General features: G+C 65.1%; 13 protein-coding genes. 9 read left to right on the top strand and 4 right to left on the bottom strand.

Annotation, left to right across the window (positions count from 1 at the left end; translation table 11 throughout):
* The first annotated feature begins 76 nt into the window (after window positions 1-76).
* From PspTeo4_RS06830 to PspTeo4_RS06815, 4 genes are all read left to right on the top strand, one after another.
* Complete coding sequence (locus tag PspTeo4_RS06830; RefSeq protein WP_322362947.1) at window positions 77-1,060, top strand: 2-oxoglutarate and iron-dependent oxygenase domain-containing protein; 984 nt, start codon at window positions 77-79, stop codon at window positions 1,058-1,060.
* A 302-nt stretch (window positions 1,061-1,362) separates the two neighbouring features.
* Window positions 1,363-2,700 (top strand): aromatic acid/H+ symport family MFS transporter, encoded by a 1,338-nt coding sequence (locus PspTeo4_RS06825; RefSeq protein WP_322362946.1) that lies wholly within the window; start codon window positions 1,363-1,365, stop codon window positions 2,698-2,700.
* A 21-nt stretch (window positions 2,701-2,721) separates the two neighbouring features.
* Window positions 2,722-3,984, top strand: a complete 1,263-nt coding sequence (locus tag PspTeo4_RS06820; protein ID WP_322362945.1) for a gallate dioxygenase — start codon at window positions 2,722-2,724, stop codon at window positions 3,982-3,984.
* A 120-nt stretch (window positions 3,985-4,104) separates the two neighbouring features.
* A complete protein-coding gene (locus tag PspTeo4_RS06815) occupies window positions 4,105-5,352 on the top strand; it encodes an OprD family porin (RefSeq protein WP_322362944.1) in 1,248 nt (415 codons plus the stop codon).
* A gap of 307 nt (window positions 5,353-5,659) precedes the next feature.
* Here PspTeo4_RS06815 and PspTeo4_RS06810 read toward each other — a convergent pair whose 3' ends face one another.
* Window positions 5,660-6,859, bottom strand: coding sequence for a LysR family transcriptional regulator (locus tag PspTeo4_RS06810; RefSeq protein WP_322362943.1), 1,200 nt, complete (start codon window positions 6,857-6,859; stop codon window positions 5,660-5,662).
* Window positions 6,860-7,016: 157 nt separating this feature from the next.
* Between PspTeo4_RS06810 and galB the strand changes: the two genes are divergently transcribed.
* From galB to PspTeo4_RS06795, 3 genes are read left to right on the top strand one after another with little or no spacing between them, the layout of a single operon-like run.
* Window positions 7,017-7,751, top strand: coding sequence for a 4-oxalmesaconate hydratase (gene galB / locus PspTeo4_RS06805; RefSeq protein WP_322362942.1), 735 nt, complete (start codon window positions 7,017-7,019; stop codon window positions 7,749-7,751).
* Window positions 7,748-8,464 carry a 4-carboxy-4-hydroxy-2-oxoadipate aldolase/oxaloacetate decarboxylase gene (locus PspTeo4_RS06800; protein WP_322362941.1) on the top strand — a complete coding sequence of 239 codons (717 nt, stop codon included), beginning with the start codon at window positions 7,748-7,750 and terminating at the stop codon, window positions 8,462-8,464. The genes galB and PspTeo4_RS06800 overlap by 4 nt, the downstream gene beginning before the upstream one ends.
* 2 nt (window positions 8,465-8,466) lie before the next feature.
* The gene (locus tag PspTeo4_RS06795; protein WP_322362940.1) at window positions 8,467-9,549 is read left to right on the top strand and encodes a 4-oxalomesaconate tautomerase; all 1,083 of its coding nucleotides are present in this window, start codon (window positions 8,467-8,469) and stop codon (window positions 9,547-9,549) included.
* Window positions 9,550-9,551: 2 nt separating this feature from the next.
* Here the strand turns inward: PspTeo4_RS06795 and PspTeo4_RS06790 are convergent, their stop codons facing one another.
* Complete coding sequence (locus tag PspTeo4_RS06790; protein ID WP_322362939.1) at window positions 9,552-10,814, bottom strand: sensor histidine kinase; 1,263 nt, start codon at window positions 10,812-10,814, stop codon at window positions 9,552-9,554.
* Window positions 10,811-11,503, bottom strand: coding sequence for a response regulator transcription factor (locus tag PspTeo4_RS06785; protein ID WP_322362938.1), 693 nt, complete (start codon window positions 11,501-11,503; stop codon window positions 10,811-10,813). Before PspTeo4_RS06785 ends, PspTeo4_RS06790 begins: the two co-directional genes overlap by 4 nt.
* A 191-nt stretch (window positions 11,504-11,694) precedes the next feature.
* On the opposite strand from PspTeo4_RS06785, the gene bamA reads away from it, so the two are divergent.
* Window positions 11,695-14,058, top strand: coding sequence for an outer membrane protein assembly factor BamA (bamA, locus tag PspTeo4_RS06780; protein WP_322362937.1), 2,364 nt, complete (start codon window positions 11,695-11,697; stop codon window positions 14,056-14,058).
* Window positions 14,059-14,144: 86 nt separating this feature from the next.
* Window positions 14,145-14,492: a hypothetical protein gene (locus PspTeo4_RS06775; protein WP_322362936.1), complete on the top strand. Its 348-nt coding sequence runs from the start codon at window positions 14,145-14,147 to the stop codon at window positions 14,490-14,492.
* Between the two features lie 25 nt (window positions 14,493-14,517).
* On the opposite strand, the gene PspTeo4_RS06770 is transcribed toward PspTeo4_RS06775, so the two are convergent.
* A complete protein-coding gene (locus PspTeo4_RS06770; RefSeq protein WP_322362935.1) occupies window positions 14,518-15,861 on the bottom strand; it encodes an aromatic acid/H+ symport family MFS transporter in 1,344 nt (447 codons plus the stop codon).
* Window positions 15,862-16,001 lie beyond the last annotated feature (140 nt).

Genomic DNA, 16,001 nt, shown 5'->3' with positions numbered 1-16,001 from the left:
CCAGGGCGCCCAACCGGCGCCCTTTCCGCTGCCCTGGGTACGAGAAGACTCGCAGCACCTACCCCCCGGAGCCACCATGAACACGCTGCCCATCATCGACATCGCCCCGCTCTACAGCCAAGACCGCAACGCCTGGATGGACGTTGCCCGGCAGATCGACCACGCCTGCCGCGAATGGGGCTTCTACTACATCAAGGGCCACCCGATTGCACCTTCGCGCATCGCCGAACTGAAGGCGGCGGCAGTCGACTTCTTTGCCCGCCCCGATGAACACAAGCTGAGCATCGACATCACCCGCTCCGCGCACCACCGTGGTTACGGCGCCATCGCCACCGAGCAACTGGACCCAAGCAAGCCCAGCGACCTCAAGGAAACCTTCGACATGGGCTTTCACCTGGCCGCCGATCACCCCGACGTGGTGGCCGGCAAACCCTTGCGCGGGCCCAATCGCCACCCGGATATTCCCGGCTGGGAAGCGCTGATGCAGGGCCATTACCAGGACATGCACGCACTGTCGCTGACCTTGCTGCGCGCCATGGCCCTGGCCCTGGGCATCGAGGAAGACTTCTTTGACCGGCGCTTCGCCGACCCGATCAGCGTGTTCCGCATGATCCACTATCCGCCGCGCCAGGCCGCGAGCAGCGCCGAGCAGCAAGGCGCCGGCGCGCACACGGATTATGGCTGCGTGACCTTGCTGTACCAGGACGCCACCGGTGGCCTGCAGGTGCAGGATGTGCGCGGCCAGTGGGTCGACGCCCCGCCCATCGAGGGTACTTATGTGGTCAACATCGGCGACATGATGGCGCGCTGGAGCAACGACCGTTACAAGTCCACGCCCCACCGGGTGATCAGCCCCATGGGCGTGGACCGCTACTCCATGCCGTTTTTCGCAGAGCCACACCCGGATACCGAGATCAGCTGCCTGCCAGGCTGCCAAAGCGCGCAGAACCCGGCCAAGTACCCGCCCATTTCCTGCAGCGACTACATGCTTTCGCGCTTTGCCGAAACCTATGCCTATCGCCGTGAGCAAACGTGTGGGAGCGACCTTGGGCCGCGATGAAGGCTGCGCAACAGCCCTCGGATTTTCCCAGCGCTAAAAAATTGCCGGGGCTGCTACGCAGCCCTTTCCGACCGGTCCGGCGTCCCGGCAAGGCCGCTCCCACAGGGCATGCATCGACCAGGGCAACCGCTCAGCCACATAAGCAAAACCGATACCCCCTTAAGAAAATCCCGCAGGCGCCCCCCGCCCTCCAAGCCTTACAGTCACCTCACGCCGAATTCCGGCGTGGGGCTTGCCGCTTCCATCAGCTATTTCGACCCCTCGGCAAGCACCACCATTACAAGAACAAAAGGTGACCCTCGATGCTCAAGCCTCATGTCGATGTCAAAGACTGGATCGACAGCCGCCCTATTGCTGCCTACCAGTGGCTTATCCTCACGTTGTGTTTTCTGATTGTCCTGTTCGACGGCTTCGACGTCGCCGTGATGGGCTTCATCGCCCCGTCGCTGATGCAGGATTGGGGCCTGTCCCGCGCCGCATTCGGCCCGGTGATGAGCGCCGGCATGATCGGCCTGGCCATCGGTGCCCTGGCCGCCGGCCCCTACGCTGACCGCCTTGGACGGCGCAAAGTGCTGCTGATCGCCGTCACCGGTTTCAGCGTGTTGAGCCTGGCCTGTGCATTCGCCCGCAGCCCCTACGAACTGGCCGCGCTGCGCCTGCTGACCGGCGTGGCGCTGGGCGCGGCCATGCCCAACTGCACCACCCTGCTGGCCGAATTCCTGCCCGAGCGCAGCCGCTCGCTGCTGATCACCCTGATGTTCACCGGCTTCAACATGGGCTCGGGGCTAGGCGGTTTCCTGGCGGCCTGGCTGATTCCACAGCATGGCTGGCAATCGGTGCTGCTGGCGGGCGGCCTGATGCCCCTGGCGCTGGTGCCGGCCCTGTGGTGGCTGCTGCCGGAATCGGCACGCTTCCTGGCCAATCGCAAGGCACCAGCCGAACAGGTTGCCGCGGTGCTGGGCAAACTGGGCGGGCGCTTCGCCGCCGATACCCAGTTCACTGTGTCCGAACCCTCCGTCAACCAGAAGGCGCCGGCACGCCAGCTGTTCACCGAACGCTACCACTTCGGCACCCTGGCGCTGTGGGCGACCTATTTCATGGGCCTGCTGGTGATCTACCTGACCATGGGCTGGCTGCCGACCCTGCTGCGTGACGGCGGGCTGTCAATCGAACGCGCCGCCACCATCACCGGCCTGTTCCAGCTGGGCGGCACCGTTGGCGCCCTGGTGGTCGGCTGGGTCATGGACCGCCGCAACCCCAACCGGGTCATCGCCACGGCCTATGCCCTGGGCGGCTTGTGCATCGTCTCGCTCGGCGCGCTGAGCCTGGAATCGAGCCTGCTGGTGATTGGCGTTACCGCCGCTGGTTTCTGCATGAGTGGCGCACAGACCGGCCTGAACGCCTTCGCCCCCAGCTACTACCCCACCCAGTTCCGCGCCACAGGCGTAAGCTGGATGCTCGGCATCGGCCGTTTCGGCGCCATTTTCGGCTCGCTGATCGGTGGCGCCGTGCTCAGCCTGGGCCTGGGCTTGCCACTGCTGTTCACTTTCCTTGGCTTGCCGGCGTTCATCGCTGCGCTGGCGATCCTGGCCAACGGCCATGCTCGTCGCCGTGCGAACGCTGCCGCAGCTGCGCAGTAACCTGAAACAGAGGATTTCCACATGGCACGCATCATAGGTGGCCTGGCCGTCTCCCACACCCCGACCATCGGCTTTGCGGTCGACCACGACAAACAGCAGGAAGCGGCCTGGGCGCCGATCTTCCAGAGCTTCGAGCCGATTCGCAGCTGGCTGCAAGAGCGCCAACCCGATGTGCTGTTCTACATCTTCAACGACCACGTCACCTCGTTCTTCTTCGACCATTACAGCGCCTTCACCCTGGGGGTGGACGACCGCTACGAAGTGGCCGATGAAGGCGGCAACCCTCGTGACCTGCCGGCCATCGGTGGGCATGCGGCGCTGTCGCGGCATATCGGCGAAAGCCTGATGATGGAGGAGTTCGACATGAGCTTCTTCCGCGACAAGCCGCTTGACCATGGGTTCTTCTCGCCGATGTCGGCACTGTTGCCCCACGACCAGGGCTGGCCGGTACAGATCGTGCCGCTGCAGGTGGGTGTGCTGCAGTTGCCGATCCCCACCGCCAAGCGTTGCTACAAGCTGGGCCAGGCACTGCGCCGGGCCATCGAGAGCTTCCCCCAGGACCTCAAGGTCGCCATCGTCGCCACCGGTGGCGTGTCGCACCAGGTTCACGGCGAACGCTGCGGCTTCAACAACCCCGAGTGGGACGCGCAGTTCATGGACCTGCTGGTCAACGACCCGCAACGCCTGACCGAGATGACTCTGGCCGAGTACGCCACCCTGGGCGGCATGGAAGGGGCCGAGGTGATCACCTGGCTGATCATGCGTGGCGCGCTATCCGGTTGCGTCGACAAACTGCACCAGGGTTATTACCTGCCGTCGATGACCGGTATCGCCACCTTGCTGCTGGAAAACCGCGACCAGGCGCTGCCGGCGCCGGTCAACGAACGCCATCTGCAACAGATGCGCCACCAGCTGGCGGGCGCGGAGCTGCTCGAAGGCACCTACCCCTACACCCTCGAACGCAGCGCCCGTGGTTACCGGCTGAACAAATTCCTGCACCGGCTGATCGAGCCGCAATGGCGCCAGCGTTTTCTCAGCGAGCCCGAAGCGCTGTACGACGAAGCGGGCCTGAGCGAAGAAGAAAGCGACCTGCTGCGCCGTCGTGACTGGCGCGGCCTGATCCATTACGGGGTGATCTTCTTCGTACTGGAAAAACTCGGTGCCGTGCTGGGCGTGTCCAACCTGGACATCTACGCCGCCATGCGTGGGCAGAGCCTCGAAGACTTCATGAAAACCCGCAACCAGCAAGTGCGCTACTCGGTGGCCGGCAAGGCCGCGACCTGACACCACCGGGCAGGCCGAGGCGTAAACAGTCCGGCCTGCCCTTCCCCCATTGACCCACCGCCCCAGCGCCCCGAGGCCGCTGGCGGGCCACGCTTTGCCCAACACTGGAGAACAACAATAATGAAGCGTCACCCCAAGTACCCGCTCGTCCCCACCCTGGCCCTGGTGGCCGCGCTACCCTTGCCGGCCCTGGCCGAGGGCTTCCTCGACGATGCCAAGGCAAGCCTCAACCTGCGCAACTTCTACATGAACCGCGACTACGTCGGCACGGCCAGCCAAGGCAAGGCCGAGGAATGGACACAGAGCTTCATCCTCGACTTGCGCTCCGGCTTCACCCCCGGCGTGGTGGGTTTCGGTGTGGATGCACTGGGCCTGTACAGCCTCAAGCTGGACGGTGGCAAAGGCACTGCCGGTACCCAACTGCTGCCCGTTCACGATGACGGCCGCCCGGCCGACGACTTCGGGCGCCTGGCGCTGGCCGGCAAGGCACGCCTATCGAAAACCGAACTCAAGGTCGGCGAGTGGATGCCTACGCTGCCGATTCTGCGCGCCGACGACGGCCGCTCGTTGCCGCAGACCTTCCAGGGCGCGCAACTCACGTCCAACGAAATTGCCGGGCTTACCCTGTACGGCGGCCAGTTCCGCCAGAACAGCCCGCGCAACGACGCCAGCATGCAGGACATGAGCCTGTTCACCCGCACCGCCTACACCTCCGACCGTTTCAACTTTGCCGGTGGCGAGTATCGCTTCAACCAGGACCGCACCCTGGTCGGGTTGTGGAACGCCGAGCTCAAGGACATCTACCAGCAGCAGTATGTGCAGTTGCAGCACCAGCAACCGCTGGGCGACTGGGTACTGGGCGCCAACCTGGGGTACTTCTGGGGCAAGGAGGATGGCAGCGCCAAGGCCGGCGAGCTGGATAACCGCACGGCATCCGGGCTGCTTTCGGCCAAGGTCGGTGGCAACACGTTCTACGTCGGGCTGCAGAAGGTCATGGGCGAAGACGAGTGGTTCCGCGTCAATGGTGCCAGTGGCGGCACGCTGGCCAACGATGCCTTCGGCTCCAGCTTCGACAGCGCCCAGGAGCGTTCATGGCAGGTGCGCCATGACTTCAACTTCGTGGTGCTGGGCATTCCTGGCTTGACCCTGATGAACCGCTATATCCATGGCGACAACGTGCACAACGCTACCACCCAGGACGGCACGGAGTGGACACGGGAAAGCGAACTGGGCTATGTCGTTCAGTCCGGTGCGCTGAAAACGCTGAACGTGAAATGGCGCAACACCACCTTGCGGCGTAATTGGGGGAGCACCAACAGCTTCAATGAGAACCGCTTGATCGTGAGCTATCCGTTGAACCTTTTGTAATCTTCTCGAAATCTTGGGAAGGGGTCGCCGCGATGTGCCTGTCGCGGTTTTTTGAGTGGGTGCGTATATCGAGCGCCGCCCGTGCGGCGCATCGCGAGCAAGGCTCGCTCCTACGTTTGTTTCGGGCCAGTTATGCCTGTGGGATTTGCGCGCGAACGCCTTGGCGCATGGCGCAATATCGAGTCGTACACACAAGGCGGTCGCGCGCGCCTGTCACAGGCGTTATTGGCCGTAAACAAACGTAGGAGCGAGCCTTGCTCGCGATGCGCCGCGCGGGCGGCGCTCGATCTGCCAAACGCCAAAAATCTCACGCCAAGCCCTTACCGTGCACCACCTCCCGCACACAGGCCATCAACGCCGCCGCAGCCGGTGAATGCAGGCAACCACTGCGATAAATCAAACCGATGGCGCGCGTGGTGCCCGACAACGCCACTGGCACGCGGCACAACTCGCCACTGGCGATTTCATGGGCCAACTGATGGGCAGACACCGCCGCCAGCAGGTCGGACTGCAACAGCAGGCCACGAATAATCGCCAGGTCGGCGCTTTCCACCACCGGCCAGGGCACGTCCAGGCCGGCTTCGGCAAAGCAATTGTCGAGCAGACGCCGCGCTGGCGACCCCGCCCTTGGCAGCACCCAGCGGGCCTCGCGCAATTGGGCGAGCGACACCGGCGCCTGCAACATCGGGTGGCCGCGCCGCGCCAGCACCACCATGTCCTCGGTGATCAGCGCTTCGCCACTGAGGTCGCTGGCGTAGTCGCTGGGCCGCAATGCCCCCAGCACGAAATCCACATCCCCCACCCGCAACTCGGTGGCCAACAGGTCGAACGGGCTTTCATTGGTGATCACCCGCACCTGAGGGTGGGCCGCGGTAAAGCGCACGATGGCTTGCGGCAGGATCTGCGTGCGCCCCAATGGCAGCGCACCCACATGCACCACCCCGCGCAACGCGCCGCGCATGGCGCTGAGGTCGCTATCGAGATGGCGCAGCTCATTCAAGGCGCGGCGAATCGGGAACAGAATTTCCTGACTGGCCCGGGTCGGCTGCAGACCACGTGGCGTACGCTCGAACAGCGGCTGGCCACAACCACCTTCAAGCACCTTGAGGGCAGCGCTCACCGCTGGCTGGCTCAGGCCGAAGTGGCTAGCCACGGTCTGCATGTGCCGCGCTTCGCAGAGCTTGACGAAAATCTCCAGGCGCCGCGCCTGAAACAGGTACAGAGGCTCCACCGCCTGCGCCCCGAGCATACGCGGCACGCTGTCCAGCTCGGCCAGCACCCGCTGCGCGCGCGGCAGCACGCACTCGCCGTAGTCGGTCAGGCGCATGCCATTGGTGTGGCGTTCGAACAGCGTCACGCCCAGTTGCGCTTCCAGCTCGGCAATGGCCCGGGTGACCACCGACTGGGCCCGGAACAGCAACTCGCACGCCCGCGACACACTGCCGACCTCGGCCACCCGGACAAACGCACGCACCTGCATCACATTCGGAAGTTCGATGTCGCTCATGTCGTCTCCAGGCCCACAGCGTAGTGCTGGCGCGACTATGCGCCCGGCACTGCAACAAGGCAATAAGCAAAACGCATACCTTCACGACTGTAACGCATTAGTCCCTGCCGCCCTGCGATGCGATTCTGCCGTCACCCCCCGCAGGAGCCTGAACAACATGAATACCGTACAAAAATCCGCCCTGGTGGTCAGCGCCCACTCCGCCGACTTCGTCTGGCGTGCCGGTGGCGCCATCGCCCTGCATGCCGAGCAAGGTTATGCCGTGCACATCGTCTGCCTGTCGTTCGGCGAACGCGGCGAGTCGGCCAAGCTGTGGCGCAAGGGCGAGATGACCGAAGCCAAGGTCAAGGACGCACGCCGCGAAGAAGCGCTCGCCGCCGCCGAAATCCTCGGCGCCAGCGTCGAGTTCTTCGACATCGGCGACTACCCGATGCGCGCTGACAAAGACACCCTGTTCCGCCTGGCCGATGTGATGCGCCGCGTGCAACCGCAGTTCGTCCTCAGCCATTCGCTGAAAGACCCTTACAACTACGACCACCCGCTGGCCATGCACCTGGCCCAGGAAGCGCGCATCATCGCCCAGGCCGAAGGCTACAAGCCTGGCGAGCAGATCGTCGGCGCCCCGCCGGTCTACGCCTTCGAGCCGCACCAGCCCGAACAGTGCGAGTGGCGGCCCGATACCTTCCTCGATATCACCTCGGTGTGGGACAAGAAGTACGCCGCCATCCAGTGCATGGCCGGCCAGGAACACCTGTGGCAGTACTACACCCGGGTTGCCCTGCAACGCGGTGTGCAGGCCAAGCGCAACGTCGGCATCACCAGCGCTCGCGACATCACCCACGCCGAAGGCTTCCAGAGTGTATTCCCCCGCGTCACGGAGAACCTGGCATGAGCGCCCTGATCGGCAAGACCGGCATCGTGGTGCGCAACTTCCCGCGTGCCGAGCCAGAGGTGATCGATGCGCTGGCCCGCCTGGGCGTGGCCACCGTGCACGAGGCGCAGGGCCGCAAGGGCTTGCTCAACACAGGCGTACGGCCCATCCAGCAAGGTGTGGCCGTGGCCGGCAGCGCGGTGACGGTGCTGGTCGCCCCCGGTGACAACTGGATGTTCCATGTGGCCGTGGAGCAGTGCCGCCCAGGCGACCTGCTGGTGGTGGCGCCCAGCTCGCCTTGCAGCGACGGTTACTTCGGCGACCTGCTGGCCACCTCGCTGCAGGCCCGTTGCGTGCGCGGGCTGGTGATCGACGCCGGTATCCGCGACAGCCAGACCCTGCGCGAGATGGGCTTTGCCGTGTGGTCGCGGGCCATCAACGCCCAAGGCACGGTGAAGGAAGTGCTGGGTTCGGTGAACCTGCCGCTGCTGTGTGCCGGGCAACTGGTGAACGCCGGCGACATCGTGATCGCCGACGACGACGGCGTGGTGGTGGTACGCCATGCCGAAGCCGCTGCAGTGCTGGATGCGGCCAGCCAGCGCGCCGCCCTTGAAGAGCAGAAACGCCAACGCCTGGCCGCCGGCGAGCTGGGCCTGGACATCTATGACATGCGCCCGCGCCTGGCGGCCAAGGGCCTGCGCTATGTCGACAGCCTTGACCAAGTGGATGCCTGAACATGAGCCAGACCCGCCTGCCCTGCCTGCTGATGCGGGGCGGCACCTCCAAGGGTGCCTACTTCCTGCACCACGACCTGCCCGCTGACAGCACCCTGCGCGACCGCGTGCTGCTGGCGGTGATGGGCTCGCCCGATGCACGCCAGGTCGACGGCCTTGGCGGCGCCGACCCGCTGACCAGCAAGGTCGCCATCGTCCGCGCCTCCACCCGCGATGACGCCGACGTCGACTACCTGTTCGCCCAGGTCCTGGTCGACGAGGCCCGTGTCGACTACGGGCAGAACTGCGGCAACATCCTGGCCGGCGTCGGCCCGTTCGCCATCGAGCGCGGCCTGGTCGCCCCTTCAGGCCCGGTCACGCCCGTGCGCATCTTCATGGAGAACACCGGGCAACTGGCCGTGGCTCAGGTGCCGACGCCCGACGGCCAGGTGGAATATGCCGGGGCCACGCACATCGATGGCGTGCCCGGCAGCGCGGCGGCGCTGGTGGTCAGCTTCGACGATGTGGCGGGCTCCAGTTGCGGCGCCCTGCTGCCCACCGGCAACAGCCGCGACCAGATCGACGGGGTCGATGTGACCTGCATCGACAACGGCATGCCCGTGGTGTTGCTGCGCGCCGAGGACTTTGGCCTTAGCGGCGAGGAAAGCCGCGAGGTGCTGGATGCCGACAGCGCACTGAAGGCGCGGCTGGAGTCCATCCGCCTGCAAGCAGGCCCGCGCATGAACCTGGGCGACGTCAGCCTGCGCAACGTGCCAAAGATGTGCCTGGTGTCGGCGCCCCGCCAAGGCGGCGCAATCAATACCCGCTCGTTCATTCCGCACCGCTGCCACGCCTCCATTGGTGTGTTTGGTGCGGTAAGCGTGGCCAGCGCCTGCCTGGTGCCGGGCTCGGTGGCACAGGACGTGGCGCGCACGGCAGCAGGCGAAACGCAGCGGCTCTCGGTCGAGCACCCCAGTGGTGAGTTCAGCGTCGAAATTGCACTGCGCGATGGGCTGATCACGCAGTGCGGGCTGGTACGCACAGCCAGGTTGTTGTTCGACGGGCAGGTGTGCATCCCGCGGGCGGTATGGGCGCCCGAGCCATAGGCTCAGCCCTGCAACTGCGGCAGCTCGATACGCACCAGCAGCCCGCCACCGGCGGCTGCCTGGGCGCTGATGCTGCCCTGGTGCAGCTCGATGGCCCGGCGAGCGATGGCCAACCCCAGGCCGAAACCATCACCGCCGTTGTCCGCTCCGCGGTCGAAAGGCTGGAAGATGCTTTCCAGGCGCGCCGCAGCCACCCCCGGCCCTTGGTCGCTGATACTCACCTGCAGGCGCTCACCGCCATCGGCCAGCACCGCCTCCACCCGTACCTCGGAACCTGGCGCGGTGTAACGCACCGCATTGCGGATAACGTTCTCGAAGGCCCGGTACAACAGTTCCTCATGGCCCACCGTATTGAACGGCTGCGGCGCCACCAACAGCACCTGGCATTGCTTGAGGCCCGCCTCGAAGCGTGCATCCTCGACGATCTGCGCCAGCAACTCGACGGCATCCAGGGCTTCATATTTGCAGCTGCCTTGCGGCGACTGGGCACGCGCCAGGGTCAGCAGCTGTTCGATCAGGTCGTCCATGCGCCCCGACTCACGCTCGATGCGTGCAATCATCTCGCGCCGATCCGGCTGTTGGCGCATCAAGCCGATGGCCGCGTTCATCCGCGTGAGCGGTGAGCGCAGTTCATGGGAAATATCGTGCAGCAGGTGCTGCTGGGCTTCCACCAGGGTCTTGAGCTGGCCGGCCATGCGGTCGCAGTCCTCGGCCAGGTCGACGATTTCATCGCGACGCCGGCCCAGGCGCGGCCGCACCCGCACCTCGAAACGGCCCTGGGCGACCTGCCCCATGGCCTCGCGCAGCCAAGCCAACGGGCGGGTCAGGTAAAGGCTGCACAACAGCGCGAACAAGGCACTCATCAAGGTGCCGGTTACCAACGGACCCAGCCCGCGCGGCGGCGGCCCTTTGCCGGAGACACTGGGCACCGAGGCGCGCAGCAGCAGTGAGCGGCCATCACGGTCAAGCACCGAGTGCTCGAAGCGCACCACTTCAACCGGCTTGCCTGCCAACAGCCGGCCCTGGGCATCGTACAGGCCGACCTGCACGTCCGGCGGCTGTGGCGAAACCTCCAGCAACTGGCGGCCTGCCTGCTCGCCGAAGCGCTGCAACAGGTGCAGCTCAGTGGCCAGCAATGAGCGCAGCGCCGGGGTATCTCCGCGCAGTTCGTCGAGCATGAAGGCACCCGCGCCCACCAGGAAGGTCAGGCAGTTGGCCAGCCAGAATGCGAGAAACAGCTTCCAGAACAGGCGCCGGCGCATCATTCGGCAATCAGCATGTAGCCCATGCCCCGCACGCTGCGGATCCAGCTGCTGCCATCGGGCCGAGGGCCCAGCTTCTGCCGGATGCTGCTGACATGCACATCGATGCGCCGGTCATACCGGGTCAACGGGCGGCCCAGGGCATCGAGCGACAGGTTCTGTTTTCTCACCAGCTGGCCGGCCTGGCGCGTCAGCACTTCCAGCAGGCTGAACTCGGTGCCGGTCAGCTCCAGGCTACGGCCCTCCCACAGCGCCTGGCGGCGGCTCGGCCAGAGGGTCAATGAACCACTGCTGATGGCGTCGGGAATGGCGTTGTCGCCGATCAATTGCGGCTGCACCCGGCGCAGAATCGCCCGCAGCCGCGCCACCAGCTCACCCGGCGAGCTGGGTTTGGGCACGTAGTCGTCGGCCCCCAGCTCCAGCCCGGCAATGCGGTCGATATTGTCGCCGCGTGCGGTAAGCAACAGCACCGGCACCTGGCTGCGCGCGCGGATGCGGCGCAACACCTCGATGCCCGAGAAGTCCGGCAGCATCACATCGAGCACCACCATGTGAAAACGCCCGCTCAGGGCCAGCGCCTCACCCTCTGTGCCGGTGGCGGTGCAGGTGGCGCAGAAGCCTTCACGGGCCAGGTACTGGGCAAGCATTTCGGTAAGTTCACGGTCATCGTCGACCAACAGCACGGGAATCATGGAGGTTACGCTTCGGCAGGTTCTACTGGGCTTAATGATCCCCGCACAACGGCGTGCTGTCACCGCCAGGTCGGCAAACTTTACACATCTTTACCCTGTGTTAACCGCGCCGAACACACCCCGCCCGTATGCTCATCGCCCGCTGGCCTGGCTGGCCGCGTCCTTTGAATACGCCTGTGTGGAACCCGCCCATGAATTACCCGCGTCTGATGTTGTCGATCCTGCTGCTCAACGCCTCACTGGCCCAGGCGGACGCCTTCAAGATCGCCGACATCCGCGTCAACGGCCTGCAGCGGGTATCCGCCGGCAGCGTGTTCGGCGCCTTGCCCCTGAACGTGGGCGACCAGGCCGATGACCGGCGCCTGGTGGATTCCACCCGCTCGCTGTTCAAGACCGGCTTCTTCCAGGACATCCAGCTGAACCGCGACGGCAATGTCCTGATCATCAACGTGGTCGAGCGCCCGTCGGTGTCGAGCATCGAGATCGAAGGCAACAAGGCGATCAGCACCGAAGACCTGATGAAGGGCCTGAAGCAGTCTGGCCTGGCCGAGGGCGAGATCTTCCAGCGTGCCACCCTCGAAGGCGTGCGTAACGAGCTGCAACGCCAGTACGTGGCCCAGGGCCGCTACTCGGCCGAGGTCGACGCCGAGGTGGTGCCGCAGCCGCGTAACCGCGTGGCGCTGAAGATCAAGATCAACGAAGGCACCGTGGCCGCCATCCAGCACATCAACATCGTCGGCAACACCGTGTTCGACGATGAAGAGCTGGCCCAGCTGTTCGAGCTGAAGACCACCAACTGGCTGTCGTTCTTCAAGAACGACGACAAGTACGCCCGCGAAAAACTCTCCGGTGACCTTGAGCGCCTGCGTTCCTACTACCTGGACCGCGGCTACATCAACATGGACATCGCCTCTACCCAGGTGTCCATCACCCCGGACAAGAAGCACGTCTACATCACCGTCAACGTCAACGAGGGCGAGAAGTACACCGTCCGTGACGTGAAGCTGTCGGGTGACCTGAAAGTGCCGGAAGACCAGGTCAAGTCGCTGCTGCTGGTACAGCCGGGCCAGGTGTTCTCGCGCAAGGTCATGACCACCACTTCCGACCTGATCACCCGCCGTCTGGGTAACGAAGGCTACACCTTCGCCAACGTCAACGGCGTGCCGCAGCCGCACGACGAAGACCACACCGTGGACATCATGTTCGTGGTCGACCCGGGCAAGCGCGCCTACGTCAACCGCATCAACTACCGCGGCAACACCAAGACCGAAGACGAAGTGCTGCGCCGCGAAATGCGCCAGATGGAAGGCGGCTGGGCGTCGACCTACCTGATCGACCAGTCCAAGACCCGTCTGGAACGTCTGGGCTTCTTCAAGGAAGTGAACGTCGAGACGCCACCGGTGCCTGGCACCGACGACCAGGTCGACGTCAACTACAGCGTCGAAGAGCAGGCTTCCGGTTCGATCACCGCCAGCGTCGGTTTCGCCCAGAGCGCCGGTCTGATCCTCGGCGGCTCGATCAGCCAGAACAACTTCCTCGGGACCGGTAACAAGGTGTCGATCGGCCTGACCCGTTCGGAGTACCAGACCAAGTACAACTTCGGCTTCACCGACCCCTACTTCACCAAGGACGGTGTCAGCCTGGGCTACAACGTCTTCTACAGCACCACCGACTACAGTGATTACTACGACGATGGCGTCTCGTACTACGCCATCAACAGCTACGGGGCCGGGGTCAATTTCGGCTACCCGATCAACGAGACCTCGCGCCTGACCTTCGGCCTGACCCTGCAACACGACGACATCAACCCGGGCACCTACAGCGCCGACGAAATCTACGACTTCATCCAGCGCGAGGGCGAGAGCTTCAACAACCTCAAGGCCTCCGTCGGTTGGTCCGAATCGACCCTGAACAAAGGCGTGCTGGCCACCCGTGGCCATTCCCAGAGCCTGACGCTCATGGCCACCACCCCCGGCAGCGACCTGTCGTTCTACAAACTCGAATACGACGGCCAGACCTACCTGCCGATGACCGCCAGCACCTCCCTGCGCCTGCACACCAACCTGGGCTACGGCAACGGCTATGGCTCCACCGACAGCCTGCCGTTCTACGAGAACTACACCGCAGGCGGCCTGAGTTCGGTTCGCGGCTTCAAGAACGGTACCCTCGGCCCGCGCAACACGCCGGCCACCGGCAACTACGCCAGCGCCGGCCAGGCGTACTACTCCGACCGCGATACCGACGCCCTGGGCGGCAACATCCTCATCACCGGCGGCGCCGAAGTGCTGTTCCCCCTGCCCTTCGTCAAGGACCAGCGGCAGTTGCGCAGCTCGGTGTTCGTTGACGCGGGCAACGTGTTCGCCGACACCTGCTACCTGTCCACCACCCAGGGCTGCGGCAGCGTCAGCCTCGACCAGATGGCAGTGTCGGTGGGCGTGGGCTTCACTTGGTATAGCCCCATGGGCCCGCTGAGTTTCAGCCTGGCCGCGCCGATCAAGAAGCCAGAGGGCGCGGAAACCGAAGTGTTCCAGTTCTCGTTGGGGCAGACATTCTGATGATTACCCGGTTTTACCCCGGCTTAACCCAAGTTGACAGTGGCCTTGCCTATGCTGGCGATCCTTCTAGCCAAGCAGGTCACGCCATGCCTCCCTTCACTGCCCACGCCCTGGCCACAGCAATGCACGACGAAATGCCGCTGTCATTGCTCGACCTGGTGCAACAGCGGCTGGCCCAGATGATCGGGCCGCACTTCACCGTGGTGCTGTGTGGCAGCGGCGAAGGTGACGGATTCAGCCGCTACCACCTGGCCATCCAGCACAACCGCAGCGGCGTGTCGCTGGAGCACAGCGGCACCGTCGAGCCCGGTTTCATCGAGCAACTGCTGACACTGGGCCAGCGTACCCGAACGATGATCGAGTCCCCAGCGTTCGAGCGCATGCTCAGTGACGACCCGGCGCGGCCGCTGACCTGGATCAGCGACTGCGCCTGAGAGCACATTTGTACTCCACTCACCCTCACACCGCCTGCAGCACCTCAGCGCGCCGCAACCTGGCATGCCAGCCCTGCAGCAACACCGCCAGGGCTGCCAGCCCCGCGGGCAACAGCAACGAGGCGAACACCTGGGTGAAGCTCCAGCCCATGGCCAGCATCTGCGCCCCGGCAAAGGCACTGAGAATCGCCCCGAAACGGCCGATGCCACTCATCCAACTGGCCCCGGTGGCCCGCGCCTCGGTCGGGTAGAACGCCGCGGCCAGCGCGTTCATGCCCACACTGGCGCCGTTCAGGCCGAAGCCCACCGCCCAGGCGATGGCGCACAGCCAGGCGAAATGCCCGGCCACCTGGCCGATGGCGAAGATCACCGCGCCGCTGAACAGGAAGGTCAGCATCAGCACCCGCTGCGGATGCCAACGGTCCATCGCCCAGCCCACCGTGATGGCGCCCAGCGGGCCGCCGATCTGGAAGCAGGCAGTGACGATGGCGGCCTCCGACACTGAGAAGCCCCCGCCCTCCTTCACCAGCGTCGGCAGCCAGCCGCTGAACAGGTAGACCAGGAACAGCGCCAGCACGTAGCCCACCCAAAGCATGATGGTGCCGAAGCGGTAGCGGGAGGACAGGATGGTGCCGATGGCCCCACCCTTGGAAGGTGCGCTTGCCGGCATTGCGAAAGTGCTGTCTGGGCTGCATTGCCCCGGTGCCAGGCGGCTGACGATGGCGCGGATGCGTTGCGGGTCGGCGCCCTTGCTGACCAGGAAAGTCACGGATTCCGGCAGGCGCAGCCACAGCAGTGGCAGAACCAAAAGCGGTAGTACCCCGCCCAGCGCAAGCACGCTGCGCCAGCCCAGGTTGGGGATCATCCAGGCGCTGACGAAGCCACCCAAAGCCGCGCCCAGCGAGAAGCCGCAGAACGCCAGGGTGATCAACAGCGAGCGGCTGCGCGCGGGGGCGTATTCACTGACCAGGGTACTGGCGTTGGGCATGGCCGCGCCCAGGCCGAGGCCGGTGAGAAACCGCAGGGCGACCAGGGTTTCCAGGTTGGGGGAAAACGCCGAGGCCAAGGTCCATAGGCCGAACAACAGGACACTGCCCAACAGCACGGCCTTGCGTCCGTAACGATCAGCCAGCGGGCCGGCGACCAGGGCGCCGAGGGCCAGGCCTATCAATGCGGCGCTGAGCACCGGGCCGAGGGCCTGCGGGCCCAGTTGCCATTCAGTTTTAAGTTGCGGGGCGATGAAGCCGATGATGGCGACGTCCAGGCCGTCCAGGGCGATGATCAGAAAGCCCAGAAAGACCACCCACTTCTGGTAGCGGCCGATGGGTTGCTGGTCGATCAACTGGCGTATATCGATGGGGGTTTTCATTGCCTTACCTCTTGTTGTTGTTATCGAGGGCACTGGGAGCGCGTTGCGACCTGATCGCCGGCAAGCCGGCTCCTACAGGTTCTGTGGTTATCTCAGGTGCTGCGCAGTACTTGTGGGAGCCGGCTTGCCGGCTATCACCG

The sequence above is a fragment of the Pseudomonas sp. Teo4 genome (genome assembly GCF_034387475.1).
GTDB lineage: Bacteria > Pseudomonadota > Gammaproteobacteria > Pseudomonadales > Pseudomonadaceae > Aquipseudomonas.
This window is presented reverse-complemented; position numbering and strand designations above follow the sequence as displayed.

What these genes read in the sequence shown, in the direction of transcription:
- PspTeo4_RS06775 (WP_322362936.1), top strand. Translation starts at nt 14,145, where the DNA reads ATGCCTCCCTTCACTGCCCACGCCCTGGCCACAGCAATGCACGACGAA.
- PspTeo4_RS06830 (WP_322362947.1), top strand. Translation starts at nt 77, where the DNA reads ATGAACACGCTGCCCATCATCGACATCGCCCCGCTCTACAGCCAAGAC.
- PspTeo4_RS06785 (WP_322362938.1), bottom strand. Translation starts at nt 11,503, where the DNA reads ATGATTCCCGTGCTGTTGGTCGACGATGACCGTGAACTTACCGAAATG.
- PspTeo4_RS06790 (WP_322362939.1), bottom strand. Translation starts at nt 10,814, where the DNA reads ATGATGCGCCGGCGCCTGTTCTGGAAGCTGTTTCTCGCATTCTGGCTG.
- PspTeo4_RS06820 (WP_322362945.1), top strand. Translation starts at nt 2,722, where the DNA reads ATGGCACGCATCATAGGTGGCCTGGCCGTCTCCCACACCCCGACCATC.
- PspTeo4_RS06810 (WP_322362943.1), bottom strand. Translation starts at nt 6,859, where the DNA reads ATGAGCGACATCGAACTTCCGAATGTGATGCAGGTGCGTGCGTTTGTC.
- bamA (WP_322362937.1), top strand. Translation starts at nt 11,695, where the DNA reads ATGAATTACCCGCGTCTGATGTTGTCGATCCTGCTGCTCAACGCCTCA.
- PspTeo4_RS06825 (WP_322362946.1), top strand. Translation starts at nt 1,363, where the DNA reads ATGCTCAAGCCTCATGTCGATGTCAAAGACTGGATCGACAGCCGCCCT.
- PspTeo4_RS06770 (WP_322362935.1), bottom strand. Translation starts at nt 15,861, where the DNA reads ATGAAAACCCCCATCGATATACGCCAGTTGATCGACCAGCAACCCATC.
- galB (WP_322362942.1), top strand. Translation starts at nt 7,017, where the DNA reads ATGAATACCGTACAAAAATCCGCCCTGGTGGTCAGCGCCCACTCCGCC.
- PspTeo4_RS06800 (WP_322362941.1), top strand. Translation starts at nt 7,748, where the DNA reads ATGAGCGCCCTGATCGGCAAGACCGGCATCGTGGTGCGCAACTTCCCG.
- PspTeo4_RS06795 (WP_322362940.1), top strand. Translation starts at nt 8,467, where the DNA reads ATGAGCCAGACCCGCCTGCCCTGCCTGCTGATGCGGGGCGGCACCTCC.
- PspTeo4_RS06815 (WP_322362944.1), top strand. Translation starts at nt 4,105, where the DNA reads ATGAAGCGTCACCCCAAGTACCCGCTCGTCCCCACCCTGGCCCTGGTG.